Source organism: Halomonas beimenensis, from assembly GCF_002549795.1.
In the GTDB taxonomy this organism is placed as follows: Bacteria; Pseudomonadota; Gammaproteobacteria; order Pseudomonadales; family Halomonadaceae; genus Halomonas; species Halomonas beimenensis.
Genome location: NZ_CP021435.1, coordinates 2576119 through 2593506 on the forward strand (window position 1 = coordinate 2576119; position 17388 = coordinate 2593506).

At 68.6% G+C, this 17388-nt stretch carries 15 protein-coding genes; 6 read left to right on the forward strand and 9 right to left on the reverse strand.

Translation table 11 applies throughout. The features are described from left to right. Positions 1-159: 159 nt before the first annotated feature. The 3 genes from trmA to BEI_RS12075 form a co-directional block, all read right to left on the reverse strand. Positions 160-1266: a tRNA (uridine(54)-C5)-methyltransferase TrmA gene (gene trmA, locus BEI_RS12065; RefSeq protein WP_097789749.1), complete on the reverse strand. Its 1107-nt coding sequence runs from the start codon at positions 1264-1266 to the stop codon at positions 160-162. A 58-nt stretch (positions 1267-1324) separates the two neighbouring features. Then, positions 1325-2101, reverse strand: coding sequence for a glutamate racemase (murI, locus tag BEI_RS12070; protein ID WP_097789750.1), 777 nt, complete (start codon positions 2099-2101; stop codon positions 1325-1327). A gap of 184 nt (positions 2102-2285) precedes the next feature. Continuing rightward, the gene (locus BEI_RS12075; RefSeq protein ID WP_097791071.1) at positions 2286-2831 is read right to left on the reverse strand and encodes a hemerythrin domain-containing protein; all 546 of its coding nucleotides are present in this window, start codon (positions 2829-2831) and stop codon (positions 2286-2288) included. 199 nt (positions 2832-3030) lie between these two features. Here BEI_RS12075 and BEI_RS12080 point away from each other — a divergent pair, with 199 nt between their 5' ends. After that, complete coding sequence (locus BEI_RS12080; RefSeq protein WP_097789751.1) at positions 3031-4374, forward strand: replication-associated recombination protein A; 1344 nt, start codon at positions 3031-3033, stop codon at positions 4372-4374. Positions 4375-4516: 142 nt separating this feature from the next. Here the strand turns inward: BEI_RS12080 and lolA are convergent, their stop codons facing one another. Next, positions 4517-5149 (reverse strand): outer membrane lipoprotein periplasmic chaperone LolA, encoded by a 633-nt coding sequence (gene lolA / locus BEI_RS12085; RefSeq protein ID WP_097789752.1) that lies wholly within the window; start codon positions 5147-5149, stop codon positions 4517-4519. A 108-nt stretch (positions 5150-5257) separates the two neighbouring features. Further along, positions 5258-8455, reverse strand: coding sequence for a DNA translocase FtsK (locus tag BEI_RS12090; protein ID WP_097789753.1), 3198 nt, complete (start codon positions 8453-8455; stop codon positions 5258-5260). A gap of 128 nt (positions 8456-8583) precedes the next feature. On the opposite strand from BEI_RS12090, the gene aat reads away from it, so the two are divergent. The 3 genes from aat (at position 8584) to infA (ending at position 10429) form a co-directional block, all read left to right on the forward strand. Further along, positions 8584-9360: a leucyl/phenylalanyl-tRNA--protein transferase gene (gene aat / locus BEI_RS12095; RefSeq protein ID WP_097789754.1), complete on the forward strand. Its 777-nt coding sequence runs from the start codon at positions 8584-8586 to the stop codon at positions 9358-9360. Further along, a complete protein-coding gene (locus BEI_RS12100) occupies positions 9350-10087 on the forward strand; it encodes an arginyltransferase (RefSeq protein WP_097789755.1) in 738 nt (245 codons plus the stop codon). Before aat ends, BEI_RS12100 begins: the two co-directional genes overlap by 11 nt. A gap of 123 nt (positions 10088-10210) precedes the next feature. Then, positions 10211-10429: a translation initiation factor IF-1 gene (infA, locus tag BEI_RS12105; protein ID WP_013332816.1), complete on the forward strand. Its 219-nt coding sequence runs from the start codon at positions 10211-10213 to the stop codon at positions 10427-10429. Positions 10430-10537: 108 nt separating this feature from the next. Here the strand turns inward: infA and clpA are convergent, their stop codons facing one another. From clpA to icd, 3 genes are all read right to left on the reverse strand, one after another. Beyond that, the gene (clpA, locus tag BEI_RS12110) at positions 10538-12814 is read right to left on the reverse strand and encodes an ATP-dependent Clp protease ATP-binding subunit ClpA (protein ID WP_097789756.1); all 2277 of its coding nucleotides are present in this window, start codon (positions 12812-12814) and stop codon (positions 10538-10540) included. A gap of 134 nt (positions 12815-12948) precedes the next feature. Continuing rightward, positions 12949-13311, reverse strand: a complete 363-nt coding sequence (gene clpS, locus BEI_RS12115; protein ID WP_193765106.1) for an ATP-dependent Clp protease adapter ClpS — start codon at positions 13309-13311, stop codon at positions 12949-12951. Between the two features lie 192 nt (positions 13312-13503). Then, complete coding sequence (gene icd, locus BEI_RS12120; RefSeq protein ID WP_097789757.1) at positions 13504-14760, reverse strand: NADP-dependent isocitrate dehydrogenase; 1257 nt, start codon at positions 14758-14760, stop codon at positions 13504-13506. A 118-nt stretch (positions 14761-14878) separates the two neighbouring features. Here icd and BEI_RS12125 point away from each other — a divergent pair, with 118 nt between their 5' ends. Further along, on the forward strand, positions 14879-15484 hold the full coding sequence (locus tag BEI_RS12125) for a pseudouridine synthase (RefSeq protein WP_097789758.1): 606 nt from the start codon (positions 14879-14881) through the stop codon (positions 15482-15484). Then, a complete protein-coding gene (locus BEI_RS12130; RefSeq protein WP_097789759.1) occupies positions 15481-15930 on the forward strand; it encodes an NUDIX domain-containing protein in 450 nt (149 codons plus the stop codon). The genes BEI_RS12125 and BEI_RS12130 overlap by 4 nt, the downstream gene beginning before the upstream one ends. Before the next feature lie 85 nt (positions 15931-16015). On the opposite strand, the gene BEI_RS12135 is transcribed toward BEI_RS12130, so the two are convergent. Then, positions 16016-17187, reverse strand: a protein-coding gene (locus tag BEI_RS12135; protein ID WP_097789061.1) for an IS3 family transposase whose coding sequence is annotated in 2 segments (ribosomal slippage) — positions 16016-16911 and positions 16911-17187 — 1173 coding nt in all. Because the reading frame shifts where the segments join, the coding sequence is not laid out codon by codon here. Positions 17188-17388: the final 201 nt, after the last annotated feature.

Consider the following 17388-nt stretch of genomic DNA (forward strand, 5'->3'; position numbering starts at 1 on the left):
TCGCGGCCGGGATCACTTGACGTAGTAGACGGGCGCGTTTGTGCCCTTGCGCCAGGAGCTTACGCAATTCCTGCCGTCATCCCCAGCAACATGCCGGTTCACTCATGAGACATGTCGGTTACGCATCGCCCTTGACACGGCCGTCGAGGCGGCGGGGCTTCAGGTGCGTCTGCGCAGCAGCACCCCGCATTCGCAGTGATGGGTCCAGGGGAACTGATCGAACAGCGCGAATCGCGCCACCTCATGGGTCCGGGTCAGCGTCTCCAGGTTATGCGCCAACGTCTCGGGATTGCATGAAATATAGACAATGCGCTCGTACTCGCTGAGCTGACGGCAGCTTTCGTCGTCGAGTCCGGCACGGGGCGGGTCCACCAGCACGGTGGAGAAATCGTAGTCGCCAAGGTCCAGCTCCGCGACCCGGCGCCCGCCCTTCTCGCCCCTCAGGGCCTGGGCGAACTCCTCGGCGGACATGCGCGCCACCTGGGCATTGGTGACGGCATTGGCCGCCAGGTTCTCCCGGGCGCTGGCCACGGAGGTGCGCGAGATCTCGGTGGCCAGGACCCGTCGGAAGTTCTCGGCCAGGGCGATGGTGAAGTTGCCGTTGCCGCAGTAGAGCTCGACCAGGTCGCGATCGCCGCTGCCGGCGGTGACCTCCCTGGCCCAGCCCAGCATGGATCGACAGATCTCGGCGTTGGGCTGGGTGAAGCTGTTCTCCACCTGCTGGTAGACGAACTCCCGGCCATCGACGTCGAGGCGTTCCCAGACATGGTCCCGGGTCAAGACCCGCCGCTGCTTGCGGGCACGGCCGATGATCATGATGTCCAGGGCCCTTTCCAGGGCGCGGGCCTCGGCTTCCCAGGCATCGTCCAGGGGACGGTGATAGATCAGGGTGACCAGGGCTTCCCCGGACAGGGTGGTGAGGAACTCCACCTGGAAGAGTCGATGGCGCAGCACGGGATTGTCGAGCAGGCGCTCGCGCAGCCGTGGCATCAGCTCGTTGATGCGCCGGCTGGCCACCGGGTAATCGTCCAGGCGCACCACCGTCTTCTGCCTGGGATCGTCGGGATCGACCTCGAACATGGCGTAATAGAGATCGTCGCCCTCGTGCCACAGGCGGAATTCGCAGCGCTGGCGATAGTGGCTCGCCGGGGAGGGGAAGACCTCCAGCGGCGGCGGCGCGAAGCGCGCGAAGTCGGCGGTCAGGCGGTCGCGCTTGGCCGCGAGCTGTTCGTCATAGCGGTCGGGATCGACAACGGGGATGGCCACGGCGGCTCCTGGTTCTTGATCGGTCGAAGAGAAGGGAAACGAGAGACAGCGGTAGGGCTCAGGCCAGCGTCAGCCGGCGGGTGTCGGCGAAGCCGAAGCCGGCCAGGCCTCGGGCCAGCGCCTGGGTGGGGGCCGTCACCCAGCCGAGCTCGCGGGCCGGACGACGCTGCGGCGAGGCGATGACCTGGCCGGCGCGCCGGGCGATGGCATCGCCGGAATCGACCCAGCGCACCGGATGGGGCACCGCCTCGGCCAGCTGATCCCGCAGCAGCGGGAAGTGGGTGCAGCCCAGCACCAGGGTGTCCAGATCCGGCAGCTCCACCAGGGGCGCCAGCACCCGGCGCAGGACCTCGGGATCCGGCGCCTCGCCGGCCACCAGTCGCTCCGCCTGGCCCACCAGGGGATCGGCGGCGATGCGGGTCACCCGGCAGTCGCCGGCGAAGTCGCGGATCAGCCGCACCGTGTAGGGCCGGAGCACGGTGGCGCTGGTGGCGAGCAGGCCGATGTGCCGGGTCTCGCTCGCACCGGCGGCGGGCTTGATCGCCGGCACCGTGCCGATCACCGGCACCGCCAGGCGCTCGCGCAGCGGCTCGAGCGCCAGGGTGCTGGCGGTATTGCAGGCGACCACCAGGCCGCTGCAGCCGCTGGCGGTCACTGCGGCTTCACAGACCGCGAGGATGCGAGCCACCAGCCAGTCGTCCTCGCGCACCCCGTAGGGCAGCATGGCGTTGTCACAGGCATAGGCCAGGGCGACGTCCGGGAGGCGCCGGCGCAGTGCCGACACCACCGAAAGCCCCCCGACGCCGGAGTCGAAGACCAGTACCGGTCCCGCCATCAGGGCGCCTCCATGCACACGGCCCCCGGGCCAGGGGGCCCGGGGGGCTGGAGGAACCGTCGTGGGGCGAAGTCCGGCATTGCGCGCCTCCCGTCAAAGGATGCCGCGCATTCTACCTCAGTGGGCCGGGGACTCGAAGCCGCCGACGCCCCCTTGGGCGGTCGGCGCTGCGGCCCAACGGGAATCAGGTCACGGGCTCGGGTGCGTCGCGGAGTTCGGCGTAGAGCTCCGGGTAGGCCTCCTGCAGTCGCTCGAGCTCGGCGGCGGCACCGTCCGGCAGGGCATCCGCGAGCCGTTCCAGGTCGTCGTCATCGAAGTGCTGCCGGATCAGGGGGAAGAGCAGCTCGCGCTCGTCGCGCAGGTAGGCCCGGTGGGCGTCCAGGTAGGCCTTGAGGTCGTCGGCGAAGCGATCCATGGGAATGACGGCGTCCATGAGGATCATGTCCAGGTCGCCGGAGAGCCGCTTGAGCTGGGCCTTGAGGGCACGGTAGTCCTTGGCGAGCTGCTCGGTGACCTTGATGGACTCCGGGGCCCGCTCGCGCAACCGCTCGGCACAGACCTCCTCCAGCGGCAGGGTGAAGCCTTCCATGTAGTCGAGGATGTAGTCCACGACTTCCCGCACCAGCTGGAAATTCGGGCGTTCGCCGCCCGCCAGGGTCTTCTGCTTGAGCTGCAGAACGTGCAACATGCGGGCCATATTGGCATGATCCTGGCGCAGTTGGTTCAGCATGGGCATTGCGGAAGCCTCCTCAGTATCGATCATGGACGGAAGGCACCTTAGGTTCGACTCGCCTCCGCCTTGGTGGTTCCTGGCCTGAGGGCGGACCGTGGCCGGCACACCCCTCCCTGCGGGACCTTTATCCGGCGCCGTGGTCGAAAGACCGGCGTCGACGTATCCACTCTAGCAGCCGTCAGCGAAGGAGTCAGAAATGGACCTGTTCCAGCAGGCCACGACCGAGGACAGCGCCCCCCTGGCCTGGCGCATGCGGCCGCGCCGCCTGGCCGACTACGTCGGCCAGCAGGCCCTGGTCGGGCCGGGCAAGCCGTTGCGCCGCATGGTGGAGACCGGCGTGGTGCGCTCGATGATCCTGTGGGGGCCGCCGGGTAGCGGCAAGACCACCCTGGCGGAGATCCTCGCCGAGGAGTCCGGCGCTCACCTGGAGCGACTCTCGGCGGTGATGGCCGGAGTCAAGGACATTCGCGAGGCGGTGGACCGGGCGCGCGCCGCCCAGGGCCAGGGCCGGGGCACCCTGCTGTTTCTCGACGAGATCCATCGCCTCAACAAGAGCCAGCAGGATGCCCTCTTGCCCCATGTGGAATCCGGCCTGCTGACGCTGATCGGCGCGACCACCGAGAACCCGTCCTTCGAAGTCAACTCGGCGCTGTTGTCCCGGGCCCGGGTGCATGTCCTCAAGGCCCTCGACGAGACGGAGCTGGTGGCCGTGCTGCGCCAGGCGCTGGGCGATGACGAGCGGGGCCTGGGCAGGCGCCGCATCGCCGTGGACGACGAGATCCTCGCCCTGCTGGCCCGGGCCGCCGCCGGGGACGCGCGCCGGGCGCTGGGTCTGCTGGAGACCGCCTGCGACTTCGCGGTCCCCGAGGGGGACGGCGAGCGCCTGCCCCGGGAAGCCCTCGAGGACGTCATCGGCCACCAGGCCAGCGCCTTCGACAAGCAGGGCGACCACTACTACGACCTGCTCTCGGCGATCCACAAGTCGGTGCGGTCCTCACGGCCGGACGCCGCCCTGCTCTACATCGCCCGCTTCGTCCAGGGCGGCGGCGACCCGCTGGACGTCGTCCGCCGCCTGGCCGCCGTCGCCTCCGAGGACGTGGGCAACGCCGACCCGCGGGCCCTGCCGCTGACCATGGCGGCCTGGGACGCCTACCTTCGCCTGGGCGATTACGAGGGCCAGCGTGCCATCGCCCACGCCGCCATCCACCTGGCCGTGGCCCCCAAGAGCAATGCCATCGACCAGGCCTGGAAGCGCGCCAAGGCCTTCGCCGCCGCCTCGCCCCGGCTCGAGGTGCCCACCTACCTGCGCAATGCCCCGACCAAGCTGATGGAATCGCTGGGCCATGGCGAGGGCTATCGCTACGCCCACCACGAGCCCCACGGCTATCCGGCGGGCAGCGCCCACGACTGCTGGCCCGAGGACCTGCCCCGGGAGCGCTTCTTCGGGCCCACCGAGCATGGCCAGGAACAGCGCTTCAAGCAGATGCAGGAGTGGCGGGCCGGGCTCGATGCCGAGGCGGATGGCGGCGGCAAGCCGTAAGCTGGAAGCTGGAAGCTGGAAGCTGGAAGCTGGAAGCTGGAAGACAGCATGAACCCCGACATCATGGGTCAGGGGGTTTCTTCCAGCTTCCAGGCGCGAAGCGCCGCTCTTCCCGCTTCAAGCTTGACCCGGCGAAGCCGGGTCAGCGCCCTTCGCGGATCACGTCCGTGCCCGGCGGCAGGTCGACCCGGAAGCGGGCGTCCTCGACCGGGACGTTCTGCTCGACACCCTCGAAGGCGATGGCGGTGCGCTGGCCGGTGCTGTCGGTCATCTGCAGGAACCCCAGGCGCTCGCCGTAGAAGGTCATCTTGAGCTCCTCGAACAGGGTGTCCGGGTCCTTGGGCAGCAGGGTGAAGGTCTCCGCGGTGCCCTGCTGGCTGCGCGACACCTCGTAGCTCGCGGTGAGCTCGTCCGCGCTGCCGGACAACAGCAGGGCCGGGGTGTGGGTGACGCGCTCGTCCAGGGCCTGGACGGTGGCCTGCTGGAGATCCGGATCGTAGAGGGTCACCTCCGCGCCGTCGGACACCACCAGCTGCTCATAGGGGGCCTCCACCTCCCAGCGGAAGCGTCCCGGCCTCGACAGCCACATGCGCCCACTGGCTTCCTGCAGTCGCTGGCCGCCGCTGTCGAGGATCTGCTGGTCGAAGTCGGCCACATAGGTCCTGACCGGCTCGAGCATGCGGGTCAGGCGCTCGGCGCCTTCCTGGGCCAGCGCGGGCAGCGGTGCCAGGGCCAGCATCGCCAGGGCGGCGAGGGGCTTGGTGATCTTGCTCATCGACTATCTCCTTGAGGCGCGTTGGGCGTCCTGCCTGGTGGGACCCCGGTCGCGGCGGCGGGTTGCTTCGCCGCCGCGACATGCATGGTGATTGCACGATCGGCGATGTCAGTCGCCCGCCGGCGGCGGGGCCAGGACCTCGCGGGCCCCGTTGGTGCCCATGGTCGAGACCACGCCGGCCATCTCCATGGCCTCGACCAGCCGCGCGGCCCGGTTGTAGCCGATCTTGAAGCGGCGCTGCACCGCGGAGATGGAGGCCCGGCGGCTCTCGGTGACGAAGGCCACGGCCTCGTCGTAGAGGGCATCCTGCTCCGGGTCGTCGTCGCCGCCGCTCCCGCCCTCGGCCTCGAGGCCGGCCAGGGCGTCGGCGGAGACGCCGCCGGAGAGGATCTCGTCGATGTATTCCGGCTCCCCGCGGCGCTTCCAGTCCTCCACCACCCGATGCACCTCGTCGTCGTCGACGAAGGCCCCGTGGACCCGGGTGGGCATGCCGGACCCCGCCGGCAGGTAGAGCATGTCGCCGTGGCCGAGCAGGTTCTCGGCGCCGCCCTGGTCGAGGATGGTCCGCGAATCGACCCGGGAGGACACCTGGAAGGCCATGCGGGTGGGGATGTTGGCCTTGATCAGGCCGGTCACGACGTCCACCGAGGGCCGCTGGGTCGCCAGGATCAGGTGGATGCCCGCGGCCCGCGCCTTCTGGGCCAGGCGCGCGATCAGCTCCTCGACCTTCTTGCCGACGATCATGAACATGTCGGCGAACTCGTCGATCACCACCACGATGTAGGGCAGCTTCTCCAGCACCGGCGGCGCCTGGTGCATCTCCCAGGGCTGGGGTTCCCAGAGGGGATCGGCAACCTGGGCCCCGGCCTGCTCGGCCTCGTCGAGCTTGGCATTGAAGCCGGCGATGTTGCGCACCCCCATGGCGGCCATCAGCTTGTAGCGGCGCTCCATCTCGGCCACGCACCAGCGAAGGGCGTTGGCGGCCTCCTTCATGTCGGTGACCACCGGCGCCAGCAGGTGGGGAATGCCGTCATAGACCGACAGCTCGAGCATCTTGGGGTCCACCATGATCATGCGGACCTCCTCGGGGGTGGCCTTGAGCAGCATCGAAATCAACATGGCGTTGACCCCCACCGACTTGCCCGAGCCGGTGGTACCTGCCACCAGCAGGTGGGGCATCTTGCCCAGGTTGGCCACCACCGGCCCGCCGCCGATGTCCTGCCCCAGCGCCAGGGTCAACGCCGACGCCTCGTGCTGGTAGCGGTCGGAGTCGATCACCTCGCGCAGGCGGATCATGGCCCGCTGGGGATTGGGAATCTCGATCCCCACCGTGGGGCGACCGGGGATGACCTCCACCACCCGCACGCTCTTGACCATCAGCGAGCGGGCCAGGTCCTTGGCCAGGTTGCTGATCTTGGACACCTTCACCCCGGCGGCCGGCTTGATCTCGAAGCGGGTGATCACCGGCCCCGGCCAGGTGTCGACCACCTCGGCCTTGACGCCGTACTCCCGGAGCCGGGTCTCGAGCAACTCGGCCATCTCGGCGAGCTGGGCATCGGAGTAGTTGGGCTGGTGAGCCTTGGGCGGCGTGAGCAGGCGCAGGCTGGGCAGCGCGCCCTCGGGCTCGTCGAGATCCTCGAAGACCGGGCGCTGGTTCTGCAGGTGTTCCACGGTCCACAGGGTGGGGCCGTCATCGTCCGCCGCGGCCTCCCGGGCCTGGTCGGCGGTGGCTCGACGTCCCTCGGCCGCGTCTGCCGCCTCGACGCCCGGGGGCGTCCGCCCGGCATCGGGCGCCGTGGCAGGCCGGGGGGGCGCCGGCGCGTCGTCCTCCTCGTCCTCGGGCAGCACCGGGTCGGGGATCACCTCGGGAACGCGACGCTCCCCGGTCTCGACCTGCGCACCGTGCCGCCCCGCTTCCACGGCGACCGATGCCCGCTCGGGGACGATGTCGGCCCCGGGCATCCCGGCCGACGCCGGCGCCTCGGCATCGGATCCGGAGGGCGCGGTGATCGCGGACGCCTCACGGCCGGCATCGGCCGGGCCGCGATCGGCGGTGTCACCCTCCTCGCCCGCCGACGCCCTCGGCGGCAGCTCGTCCTGCTCCCGGTCGTCGACGGCTGGGGCCGCAGGCGTCGCGCCGGACTCGCCCGCCTCGGGGCGCCCGGCAGGCTCGGACATCCCGCCGGGAGGCGCGGGGGACTCGCCCGGCGCGGAGAACGCCTCGGGCCGAGGCGGTGGCGATGCCGGCTCGGGCTCCTCCGTCGCCCGCAGGGGCATGATTGGCGCCTCGGGCTCGGCCCGGCGAGACGGCGACTCGCCGGACGCCGCCAGGGAAAGCCGCGGCTCCCGGGCGGCGTAGGCCGCCTCGGGCCGCTTGGCCGAGGGCGTATGCTCGGGCACGTCCCAGGGGATCTCGGTGTCGCCGTCGTCGCCGAAGCCGGGCTCGCGACGCCCCGCCTCGGCGGCCGGCTCGAGGGCCTTCGACCGCCGTCCCGGCCGCCAGCGACGCCACCAGGCGGGGCGCGGCGTGTCCGCGGCGGCGGAAGGCTCGGCGGGGACCTCGGGCGTGCCCGCCCGCGGCGCCGGCCGCTCGCCGTCATCGGCCTCGGCGTCCCGGGAACGCCTCAGGGCGAAGCGATCCGCGACCCAACGCCCGGCCGCCAGGGCCCGATGCCCGATCTCGTCCATGATGGTCAGCCAGGACCAGCCGGTGAACAGCGGCACCCCGCACAGCATGGCGGCCAACGCCAGCAGCGAGGTCCCACCGGCCCCCACCAGGGGCAACAGCGCCCCGACCAGGCCTTCGCCCAGGATGCCGCCGGCGGCATAGGGCAGGCTGCTGGCGGGATGGTAGAAATGCAGCGCCCCCAGGGTGGTGGTCCCCAACAGCAGCAGCACCAGGCCGCCACAGCGCACGGCGAGTGCCGTGGCATCCCACACCAGCCGCACCTGTCGGGCGCGGATCAACCACCAGGCAGCGAAGCCGAGCATCCCGGGCCACCAGAGGGCGCTGACCCCGAACAGCGAGTACAGCACGTCGGCCAGCCAGGCCCCGATGGGGCCCATCCAGTTGGCCACCTCCGTCTCGGGGCCGCTGCGCGACCAGCCCGGATCCTCGATACGAAAGCTGTACAGGGCCAGCAGCAGAAACACGCAGGCCGACAGCAGCAGGATGACGGCACCTTCGCGTACCGACCCCTGAAGCCGCAGGCCGAAGCGCCTGGCCGTTTCCTTGGCGGTCGCCGCACGCCGGTGCGACGCGGACTTCTTCTGGGCACTCAAGCGGCCATCCCCCTTGCGCCTCATGGCGTCTTCCGGATTCCACGGCCGTCAATCATACCGGGCCTGCAGGAGCCGTCACAGGGGCAGGCGATCACTTGAGCCCCGCCACCAGGCCCGTCACACTGGACCCTCCAGCCCCGAGGACCTCCCCCATGCTGCCCTGGCTCCCCGAGCATCCCGTTCGCTTCCCACCGGTCTCCACCGCCCTGGACGAGCCGGGCGGCTTGCTGGCCGCCGGCGGCAGCCTGAGCCCGGCCTGGCTGCTCACCGCCTATCGGCACGGCATCTTCCCCTGGTACGGCGAGGGGCAGCCGATCCTCTGGTGGAGCCCCGACCCGCGCATGGTGCTCTTCCCGGGGGAGATCCGGGTGCGCCGCAGCCTGGCCAAGCGGCTGCGCAACGGCGGCTTCCGGGTCGTGGCCGACAGCGCCTTCGACGCGGTGGTCGCCGCCTGCGCCGCGCCCCGCCACGGCCAGCCCGGCACCTGGATCACCGACGAGATGCGGCAGGCCTATGGCCGCCTGCATGCGCTGGGGGCGGCGCACTCGGTGGAGGTCTGGAAGGCGGGGGAGCTGGTCGGCGGCCTCTACGGCGTCGCCCTGGGCCCGGTGTTCTTCGGCGAGTCCATGTTCTCCCGGGTCGCCGACGCCTCCAAGGTCGCCCTGGTGACGCTCGCCCGGGCCATGGCATCGGACGGGGGACGACTGATCGACTGCCAGATGCACACCGCGCACCTGGCCAGCCTGGGCGCGCGGGATATCGCCCGGGCGGAGTTCATCGGCTATCTTGAACAGTGGCTGAACGAGATGCCGGACGCCCAGGAGGACTCGCCCAGCACCATTCCGCCGGCGACCTGGTCGTTCGATCGCCTGGACGCCGCGAGAACCTCGCCCCCCGCATGCAAAGGAGGCGGCCACCTTGAGCAGTAATGCCCCGCGCCAGCCGATTCGCGACCTGCGCTTCTTCCTGACCGTGCCGCACGCCTGCAGCTACCTGGAAGGGCGCGAAGCGACGACCCTCTTCCTGGACCCCCAGGAATCGCCGGGTGGCAGCGTCTACGACGCCCTGGCCCTGCTCGGCTTCCGGCGCAGCGGGCGCCATCTGTACCGACCCCACTGCGAAGGCTGCAGCGCCTGCATCTCGGTGCGCATCCCGGTCGCCGACTTCACCCCCGGCCGCACCCAGCGCAAGCTCTATCGCCGCAACGCCGACCTGGAGGTGCGGGTGCGCCCGGCGCTGTTCGATGCCGAGCACTACGCGCTCTATGCCCATTACATCCGCACGCGGCATGCCGACGGCGACATGTACCCCCCGAGCCACGAGCAGTACCGCACCTTCCTGACCCTCGACCAGGACTACGCCCGCCTGATGGAGCTGCGCCTGGACGGTCGGCTGGTGGCCGTCTCGGCCTTCGACCAGCTCGAGCACGGGCTGTCCGCCATCTACACCTTCTACGACCCCGCCCCCGAACTCGAGCGTCGCTCGCTCGGGACCTTCGCGGTCCTGACCCTGGTGGAGCGTGCCCGCGCCCAGGGGCTGCCCCATGTCTACCTGGGGTACTGGATCGAGGAATGCCGCAAGATGGCCTACAAGAAGGCCTTCCAGCCGCTGGAGGTGCTCGAGGGGCGCCACTGGCGTCGCCTGATCCCCACCTGAGGCCGGCCCCTTTTGCCTTGGCGACCGGCATGCGGCACAATATCGCGCTATCCTGATCGGCACAGGCGGACACACCGCGACTCGTGCCGCGTTTTTCGTTATCACCAGCGAGGAAATGCCTATATGGCACGCGAAGACCATATCGAAATGGAAGGCGTCGTCGTCGACACCCTGCCCAACACCATGTTCCGTGTCGAACTCGAGAACGGCCACGTGGTCACCGCCCACATCTCGGGCAAGATGCGCAAGAACTACATCCGCATCCTCACCGGCGACAAGGTCAAGGTCGAGCTGACCCCCTACGATCTCTCCAAGGGCCGCATCGTCTACCGCTCCCGCTAGGAGCCGGTGGGACGCGCCCAAGCCCCCTGCCCCCTCTCGCAGCCCCGAACGAACAACGCCCCGTCCGAGGACAGGGCGCTGTGGCGTACGGGCGGGTGACGCGCCGGATCAGGGCGCGTCGGCCAACTCCGCCTCCGAGGCCAGGTGCAGCTCGTCGTCCTCGACGCTGACGTGCACCACCCCGCCGTGCTCGGCCAGCTCGCCGAACAGGATCTGCTCGGCCAGCGGCTTCTTGAGCTTCTCCTGGATCAGCCGGGCCATGGGCCGGGCCCCCATGTCGGGGTCGTAGCCCTTCTCCGCCAGCCAGTTCCGGGCGGCCTCGTCCACGTCGAGCTGAACCCGCTTCTCGTCCAGCTGGGCCTGGAGCTCCACCAGGAACTTGTCGACCACGTTGCGCACCACCTCGGTGGGCAGCGCATGGAACTGAATGATGCCGTCCAGCCGGTTACGGAACTCCGGCGAGAAGGTCTTGCGAATGACCTCCATGGCATCGGTAGAGTGGTCCTGGGTCTGGAAGCCGATGGACCGCCGCGTGGCCTGCTCGACCCCGGCGTTGGAGGTCATGATCAGGATGACGTGGCGGAAATCCGCCTCCCGGCCGTTGTTGTCGGTCAAACGACCATGGTCCATGACCTGCAGCAGCAGGTTGAAGACCTCCGGATGCGCCTTCTCGATCTCGTCGAGCAGCAGCACGCAGTGCGGCTGCTTGGTGATCGCCTCGGTCAGCAGGCCGCCCTGGTCGTAGCCGACGTAGCCGGGGGGCGCGCCGATCAGCCGCGACACGGTGTGGCGCTCCATGTACTCGGACATGTCGAAGCGCACCAGGTCGATGCCCATGATATGGGCCAGCTGGCGGGCCACCTCGGTCTTGCCGACGCCGGTGGGGCCGGCGAACAGGAAGCTGCCCACCGGCTTGTCCGGCGACTTGAGCCCGGCCCGGGACAGCTTGATCGCCGCCGCCAGGCTGTCGATGGCCTCGTCCTGGCCGAACACCAGCATCTTGAGATCGCGATCGATGTTGGCCAGCAGCTTGCGGTCGGAGCTGGAGACGCTCTTCGGCGGGATCCGCGCGATGGAGGCGACCACCGCCTCGACCTGATCCACGTCGATGGTGTCGACCTGCACCTCGGGGGGCAGCAACCGCTGGTGCGCCCCGGCCTCGTCGATGACGTCGATGGCCTTGTCCGGCAGGTGGCGGTCGTTGATGTAGCGATCCGCCAGCCGCGCGGCGCTCTCCAGGGCGGCATCGGTGTACTTGAGCCCGTGGTGCTCCTCGAAGCGCGAGCGCAGGCCCTTGAGGATGCGGATGGTGTCCTCCACCGAGGGCGCCATGACATCGACCTTCTGGAAGCGCCGCGCCAGGGCGCGGTCCTTCTCGAAGATGCCGCGGAACTCCTGGAAGGTGGTGGACCCGATGCAGCGCAGCTCGCCGGAGGACAACAGCGGCTTGAGCAGGTTGGAGGCGTCCATGACGCCACCGGAGGCCGCTCCGGCGCCGATCACGGTGTGGATCTCGTCGATGAAGAGGATGGCGTTGGGCTGCTTGCGCAGCTCCGCCAGCAGGCTCTTCAGGCGCTTCTCGAAGTCGCCGCGGTACTTGGTGCCGGCCAGCAGCGCACCCATGTCCAGGGAATAGACCACCGCATCGGCGATGACGTCGGGCACGTCTTCCTCGACGACGCGCTTGGCCAGGCCTTCGGCGATGGCGGTCTTGCCGACCCCGGCCTCCCCCACCAGCAGGGGGTTGTTCTTGCGCCGGCGGGCCAGGATCTGCACCACCCGCTCCAGCTCGTGGTCGCGACCGATGAGCGGATCGATCTTGCCCATGCGCGCCTGCTCGTTGAGGTTGGTGGCATAGCCGGTCAGCGGGTTGCCGCCCGGCTCGCCGCCGGCCTCCTCGGCGTCCTCCGCCTCGGGGGACGGGGCGCTCTGGTGCTGACCGTGGCCGGACACCTTGGAGATGCCATGGGCGATGTAGTTGACGGCGTCCACCCGGGCCACGTTCTGCTGCTTGAGGAAGTAGACGGCCTGGCTCTCCTGCTCGGAGAAGATGGCCACCAGCACGTTGGCACCGGTAACCTCGCTCTTGCCGGAGGACTGCACGTGGAAGACCGCGCGCTGCAGCACCCGCTGGAAGCCCAGGGTCGGCTGGGTCTCGCGATCCGCCTGGTCTTCGGGAATCAGCGGCGTGGTGGAATTGATGAAGTCCTGGAGGTCGGACCGCAGCTTGTCGAGGTTGGCCCCACAGGCCCGCAGCACGTCGGCGGCCGACGCATTGTCGAGCAGCGCCAGCAGCAGGTGCTCCACGGTCATGAACTCGTGGCGCTTGGAGCGTGCCACGGTGAAGGCCGTGTTCAGGGTCAGTTCAAGTTCTTTGCTCAGCATGGCAGTCCCCTTCTCGCCGCTTAGGGCTTGCGTCGGATCTTTCTCGGTCCGGCATCATCAACAATCGGGCACAAGCAAGGGCGTTTCAAGTCGCTACGCCAACGCTTGCGTTTCCCCTTCGACCATGCCGATGGTCAATCCGTTGCCTCGATGTCGCACAGCAGCGGGTGCTGGCACTCTCGGGCATATTGATTGACCTGGTGGCTCTTGGTTTCCGCGATGTCGCGGGTGAAGACGCCGCAGGTCGCCTTGCCCCGGGTGTGCACGGTGAGCATCACCTGCACCGCGGTCTCGTTGTCCATGTTGAAGAACGTCTGCAGGACCTCCACCACGAACTCCATGGGCGTGAAGTCGTCGTTGTGCAACACCACCTTGTACATCGGCGGTCGCGCCAGCTCCGGCTCCGACGACTGCACCGCCAGATCACCGTCGCCTTCCTCCTCGGGCCCCGGGGGGCGCGTCATCCCGGCATGGGGCGGGGCGAGACGGTCCGCCATGCCCTTCACCTCCTTTGTCTTGAACATAAGCACCACTATCGATATCGACAAGCCGGCCGCCGCAGCGCGTCTCAACCGTTTTTGGACGCCACCGGGCCGGCAGGGTTCATCCTACCGCAAGGACCTGCGGCACGGACGCAAAAGGGCCCCCGTCCGCCGGGCGGACGGGGGCCCCGATTCAGGCGGCGACGCTTACATGTTGTCGGCGACGGCCTGGCCGAACTCGGAGCACTTGAACAGGGTGGCGTTTTCCATCAGGCGATGGAAGTCGTAGGTGACCTCGCCCTTGGAGATGGCCTTCTCCATGCCCTGGAGGATCAGGTCGGCGGCCTCGGTCCAGCCCATGTGGCGCAGCATCATCTCGGCGGAGAGGATCAGCGAGCCGGGGTTGACCTTGTCCTGGCCGGCGTACTTGGGCGCGGTGCCGTGGGTGGCCTCGAACATGGCCACGGCGTCGGACAGGTTGGCGCCCGGCGCGATGCCGATGCCGCCGACTTCCGCCGCCAGGGCGTCGGAGATGTAGTCACCGTTGAGGTTCAGGGTGGCGATGACGTCGTACTCGGCCGGGCGCAGCAGGATCTGCTGCAGCATGGCGTCGGCGATGACGTCCTTGACCACGATGTCCTTGCCGGTCTTGGGGTTCTTGAAGGTCATCCAGGGGCCGCCGTCGAGCAGCTCGGCGCCAAACTCGTCCTTGGCGATCTCGTAGCCCCAGTCCTTGAAGGCACCCTCGGTGAACTTCATGATGTTGCCCTTGTGCACCAGGGTCACCGAGTCGCGGTCGTTGTCGACGGCGTACTGGATGGCCTGACGCACCAGGCGCTTGGTGCCTTCCTCGGAGACCGGCTTGACGCCGATGCCGCACATCTCGGGGAAGCGGATGTTGGTGACGCCCATTTCCTCGCGCAGGAACTTGATCACCTTGTCGGCTTCCGGGCTGCCGGCCTTCCACTCGACGCCGGCGTAGATGTCCTCGGAGTTCTCGCGGAAGATGACCATGTCCACGTCACCCGGCTTCTTGACCGGGCTCGGCACGCCCTCGAACCAACGCACCGGGCGCTGGCAGACGTAGAGGTCGAGCTTCTGGCGCAGGGCCACGTTCAGGGAGCGGATGCCGCCGCCCACCGGCGTGGTCAGCGGGCCCTTGATGGAGACGACGAAGTCCTTGACCGCCTCCAGGGTCTCTTCCGGCAGCCAGGTGTCGGGGTCGTAGACCTGAGTGGCCTTCTCGCCGGCATAGACCTCCATCCAGTGGATCTTGCGCTCGCCGTTGTAGGCCTTCTGCACGGCGGCATCGACGGCGATCTTCATGGCCGGCGTGACGTCGACGCCGATACCGTCACCCTCGATGAACGGGATGATCGGCTCGTTCGGCACGTTCAGGGTGTTGTCGGCGTTGACGGTGATCTTGGAACCGCCCTCGGGTACGACAATTTTCTGGAACCCCATTGAGAACTCCCCTGTCTGGTCTGTTCAGTGGAGCGCGGAGTATAGCATTCCCCCCGCCGCTCGGAGTAGGCTTGGCCGGGTATTTGTCGACAATCCATGGTAGCAAGACCTTGGTCGAATGAGCGCCCTCTATCTCCTGCACAAGCCCTATCGCATGCTCTCGCAGTTCACCGACCGCGGCACGCAGGCCGGCGAACGGCGTGCGACCCTGGCCGACGTCATCGACGTGCCGGGCATCTACCCCGCCGGCCGGCTCGACCACGATTCCGAGGGGCTGCTGCTGCTGTCCGATGACGGCGAGCTGATCCACCGCATCAGCCATCCCCGCCACAAGCAGCCCAAGACCTACCGTGTCCAGGTGGAGGGCGAGCCCGACGACGACGCCCTGCGGGCCTTGCGTGACGGTATCGAGCTGAAGGACGGCCGGACCCGCCCGGCCAAGGTCCGCCGACTGGCCGAGAGCGGCCTGCCGGAACGGGATCCTCCCCTGGACCCGAAACGCCACCCGGTCACCACCTGGCTGGAGCTGACCATCGAGGAAGGCCGCAACCGCCAGGTTCGGCGCATGACCGCCCATGTCGGCCGCCCCACCCTGAGGCTGGTCCGGGTCGCCATCGGCCCATGGCGGCTCGACGGCCTGGCCCCCGGGGAGTGGCGTCGCGAGACCCTGCATGCCCCCCAACCGCCGGCGGGACGAGGCCGCCGACCGAGGAGACGCCGATGAGCCGCTGGCAACCCTTCGTGACCGTGGCCAGCGTGGTGGAACGCGCCGGCCGTTACCTGATGGTCGAGGAGGACCGGGGCGGGCCGCACACCGAGTTCAATCAGCCCGCCGGCCACCTGGAAGCCGGCGAAGGCATCCGCGACGCGGCCCTGCGCGAGCTTCGCGAGGAGACCGCCTGGCAGGTCGGGCTCACCGACTACCTGGGGCTCTACGTCTTCCGGGCGCCGGACGGCAAGACCTTCCACAGCCACGGCTTCTACGGCATGGCCCTGGCCCATCTCGGCCACGGCCTGGACCCGGCGATCCGGGCCGCGCACTGGCTGACCCTGGAGGAACTGGAAGCCCTGGAGCGGGACGGCCGGCTGCGCAGCCCCCTGGTGATGCGGCGGATCCACGATGCGCGGAACGGTCGCTTCTATCCCATGGACGTGATACACGAGCGCTAGCCGCGCTTCGCGCGAAGCTGCAAGCTGCAAGCTGCAAGCTGCAAGCTGCAAGGCTGAGGTGGCCCTGAAAAAGTAGACACCTTGATCAGGCAGCGGCTTCAAACGCCTTGGGCGATACCCCGCCCAAGGCGCCATGCAGCCGCACCTTATCGTAATACTCTTCGATGTAGTACTCCGCCTCAGCCTGCAGTTCAGCACGACTCTGCCGTGCCAGGCGACGGAGCCACTCTTCCTTCAGCTGGGCAAAGAAACTCTCGGCACAGGCGTTATCCCAGCAATTGCCACGACGGGACATGCTCAACGTGATGCCTCGCTCCGTCAGCCACCGCATCACGTTCTCGCTGCGGTACTGCGCCCCCTGATCTGAATGGAACAGCATGCCTCCGCTTGAGGGCTGCCGCGCCGCCCAGGCCATCCTCAGCGCCCGCTCCACCAGGTGGCTGTCGTTGAGAGGCCCACCGGCCCAGCCGACGATCCGCCGGGAATACAGGTCCATGACGATGGCCAGGTACCACCAGCCTTCGTGACAGCGTACCTGTGTGATGTCCGAGACCCAGACGCGATTGGGCGCCGTCACATCGAATTCTCGGTTCAGCAGGTTGGGTAAGGCCGGCAGGCCAGGCTTGGGGCGCCGATAACCGGGGCGCAAGGCCCGTGTCGAGCGATAGCCCGCGCGCTGCAGGAGCCGCTGCACACGATTCTGGCTACAGGCAAAGCCCACGTTCACGGCCGCCTGCCAGAGTTTGCGATAACCTGGTACGCCTGCCTGCCGGTCAGCTTCGGCCAGCAGGAAGCGCAACAGGCGCTCGTTCTCCGTCACCTGGGGGGACGGTCGGCGACTTAGCCAGCGATAGAAGCCCGCCTTGGACACGCCGAGTACTCCGCACATCAAAACAACCGTCCAGCGTCGGGAGCGGTAGCGCTTGATGAAGGCGAACTTCACTTCGGGTCTTTGGCGAAGTACTCGTTGGCCTTTTTTAGGATTTCGACTTCCAGCTCGGCCCGCTCGAGACGCTTCTTGAGTCGCCGGTTCTCACGCTCCAGCTCATGCTGGCTCTTGTGGGGACCCGCGTTGGGCACCCCCTTGGGCTGGCGGTCATCCGTGGTCACGAGTTCTCGCCTCCATCGACCTAGCAGTTTCGGGTGTATCCCGAACCGCTCCGCTACGCGGGCCTGGGGTTCGGGGGACTCCAGCGAATGCTGGACCACATGGCGTTTGAACTCCAGGGAGAACTGGCGACGGGTTTTCAAGCGCATAGCACCTTACCTCCGGGTTGCAGGTAAGGTGTCTACAAATTCAGGGGCACTCCAGGCCGTATGATAAGCCCCCGAGGCGGGCTACAAGGGGTTTCCTTGTAGCTTGCTCCTTGTAGCTTGTAGCTGCCCGAAGGGCGCTCGGCGCTCGGCGCTCACATCATGTATAATTCCGCCCCATTTGCGACCCATCGAATCCGAGAG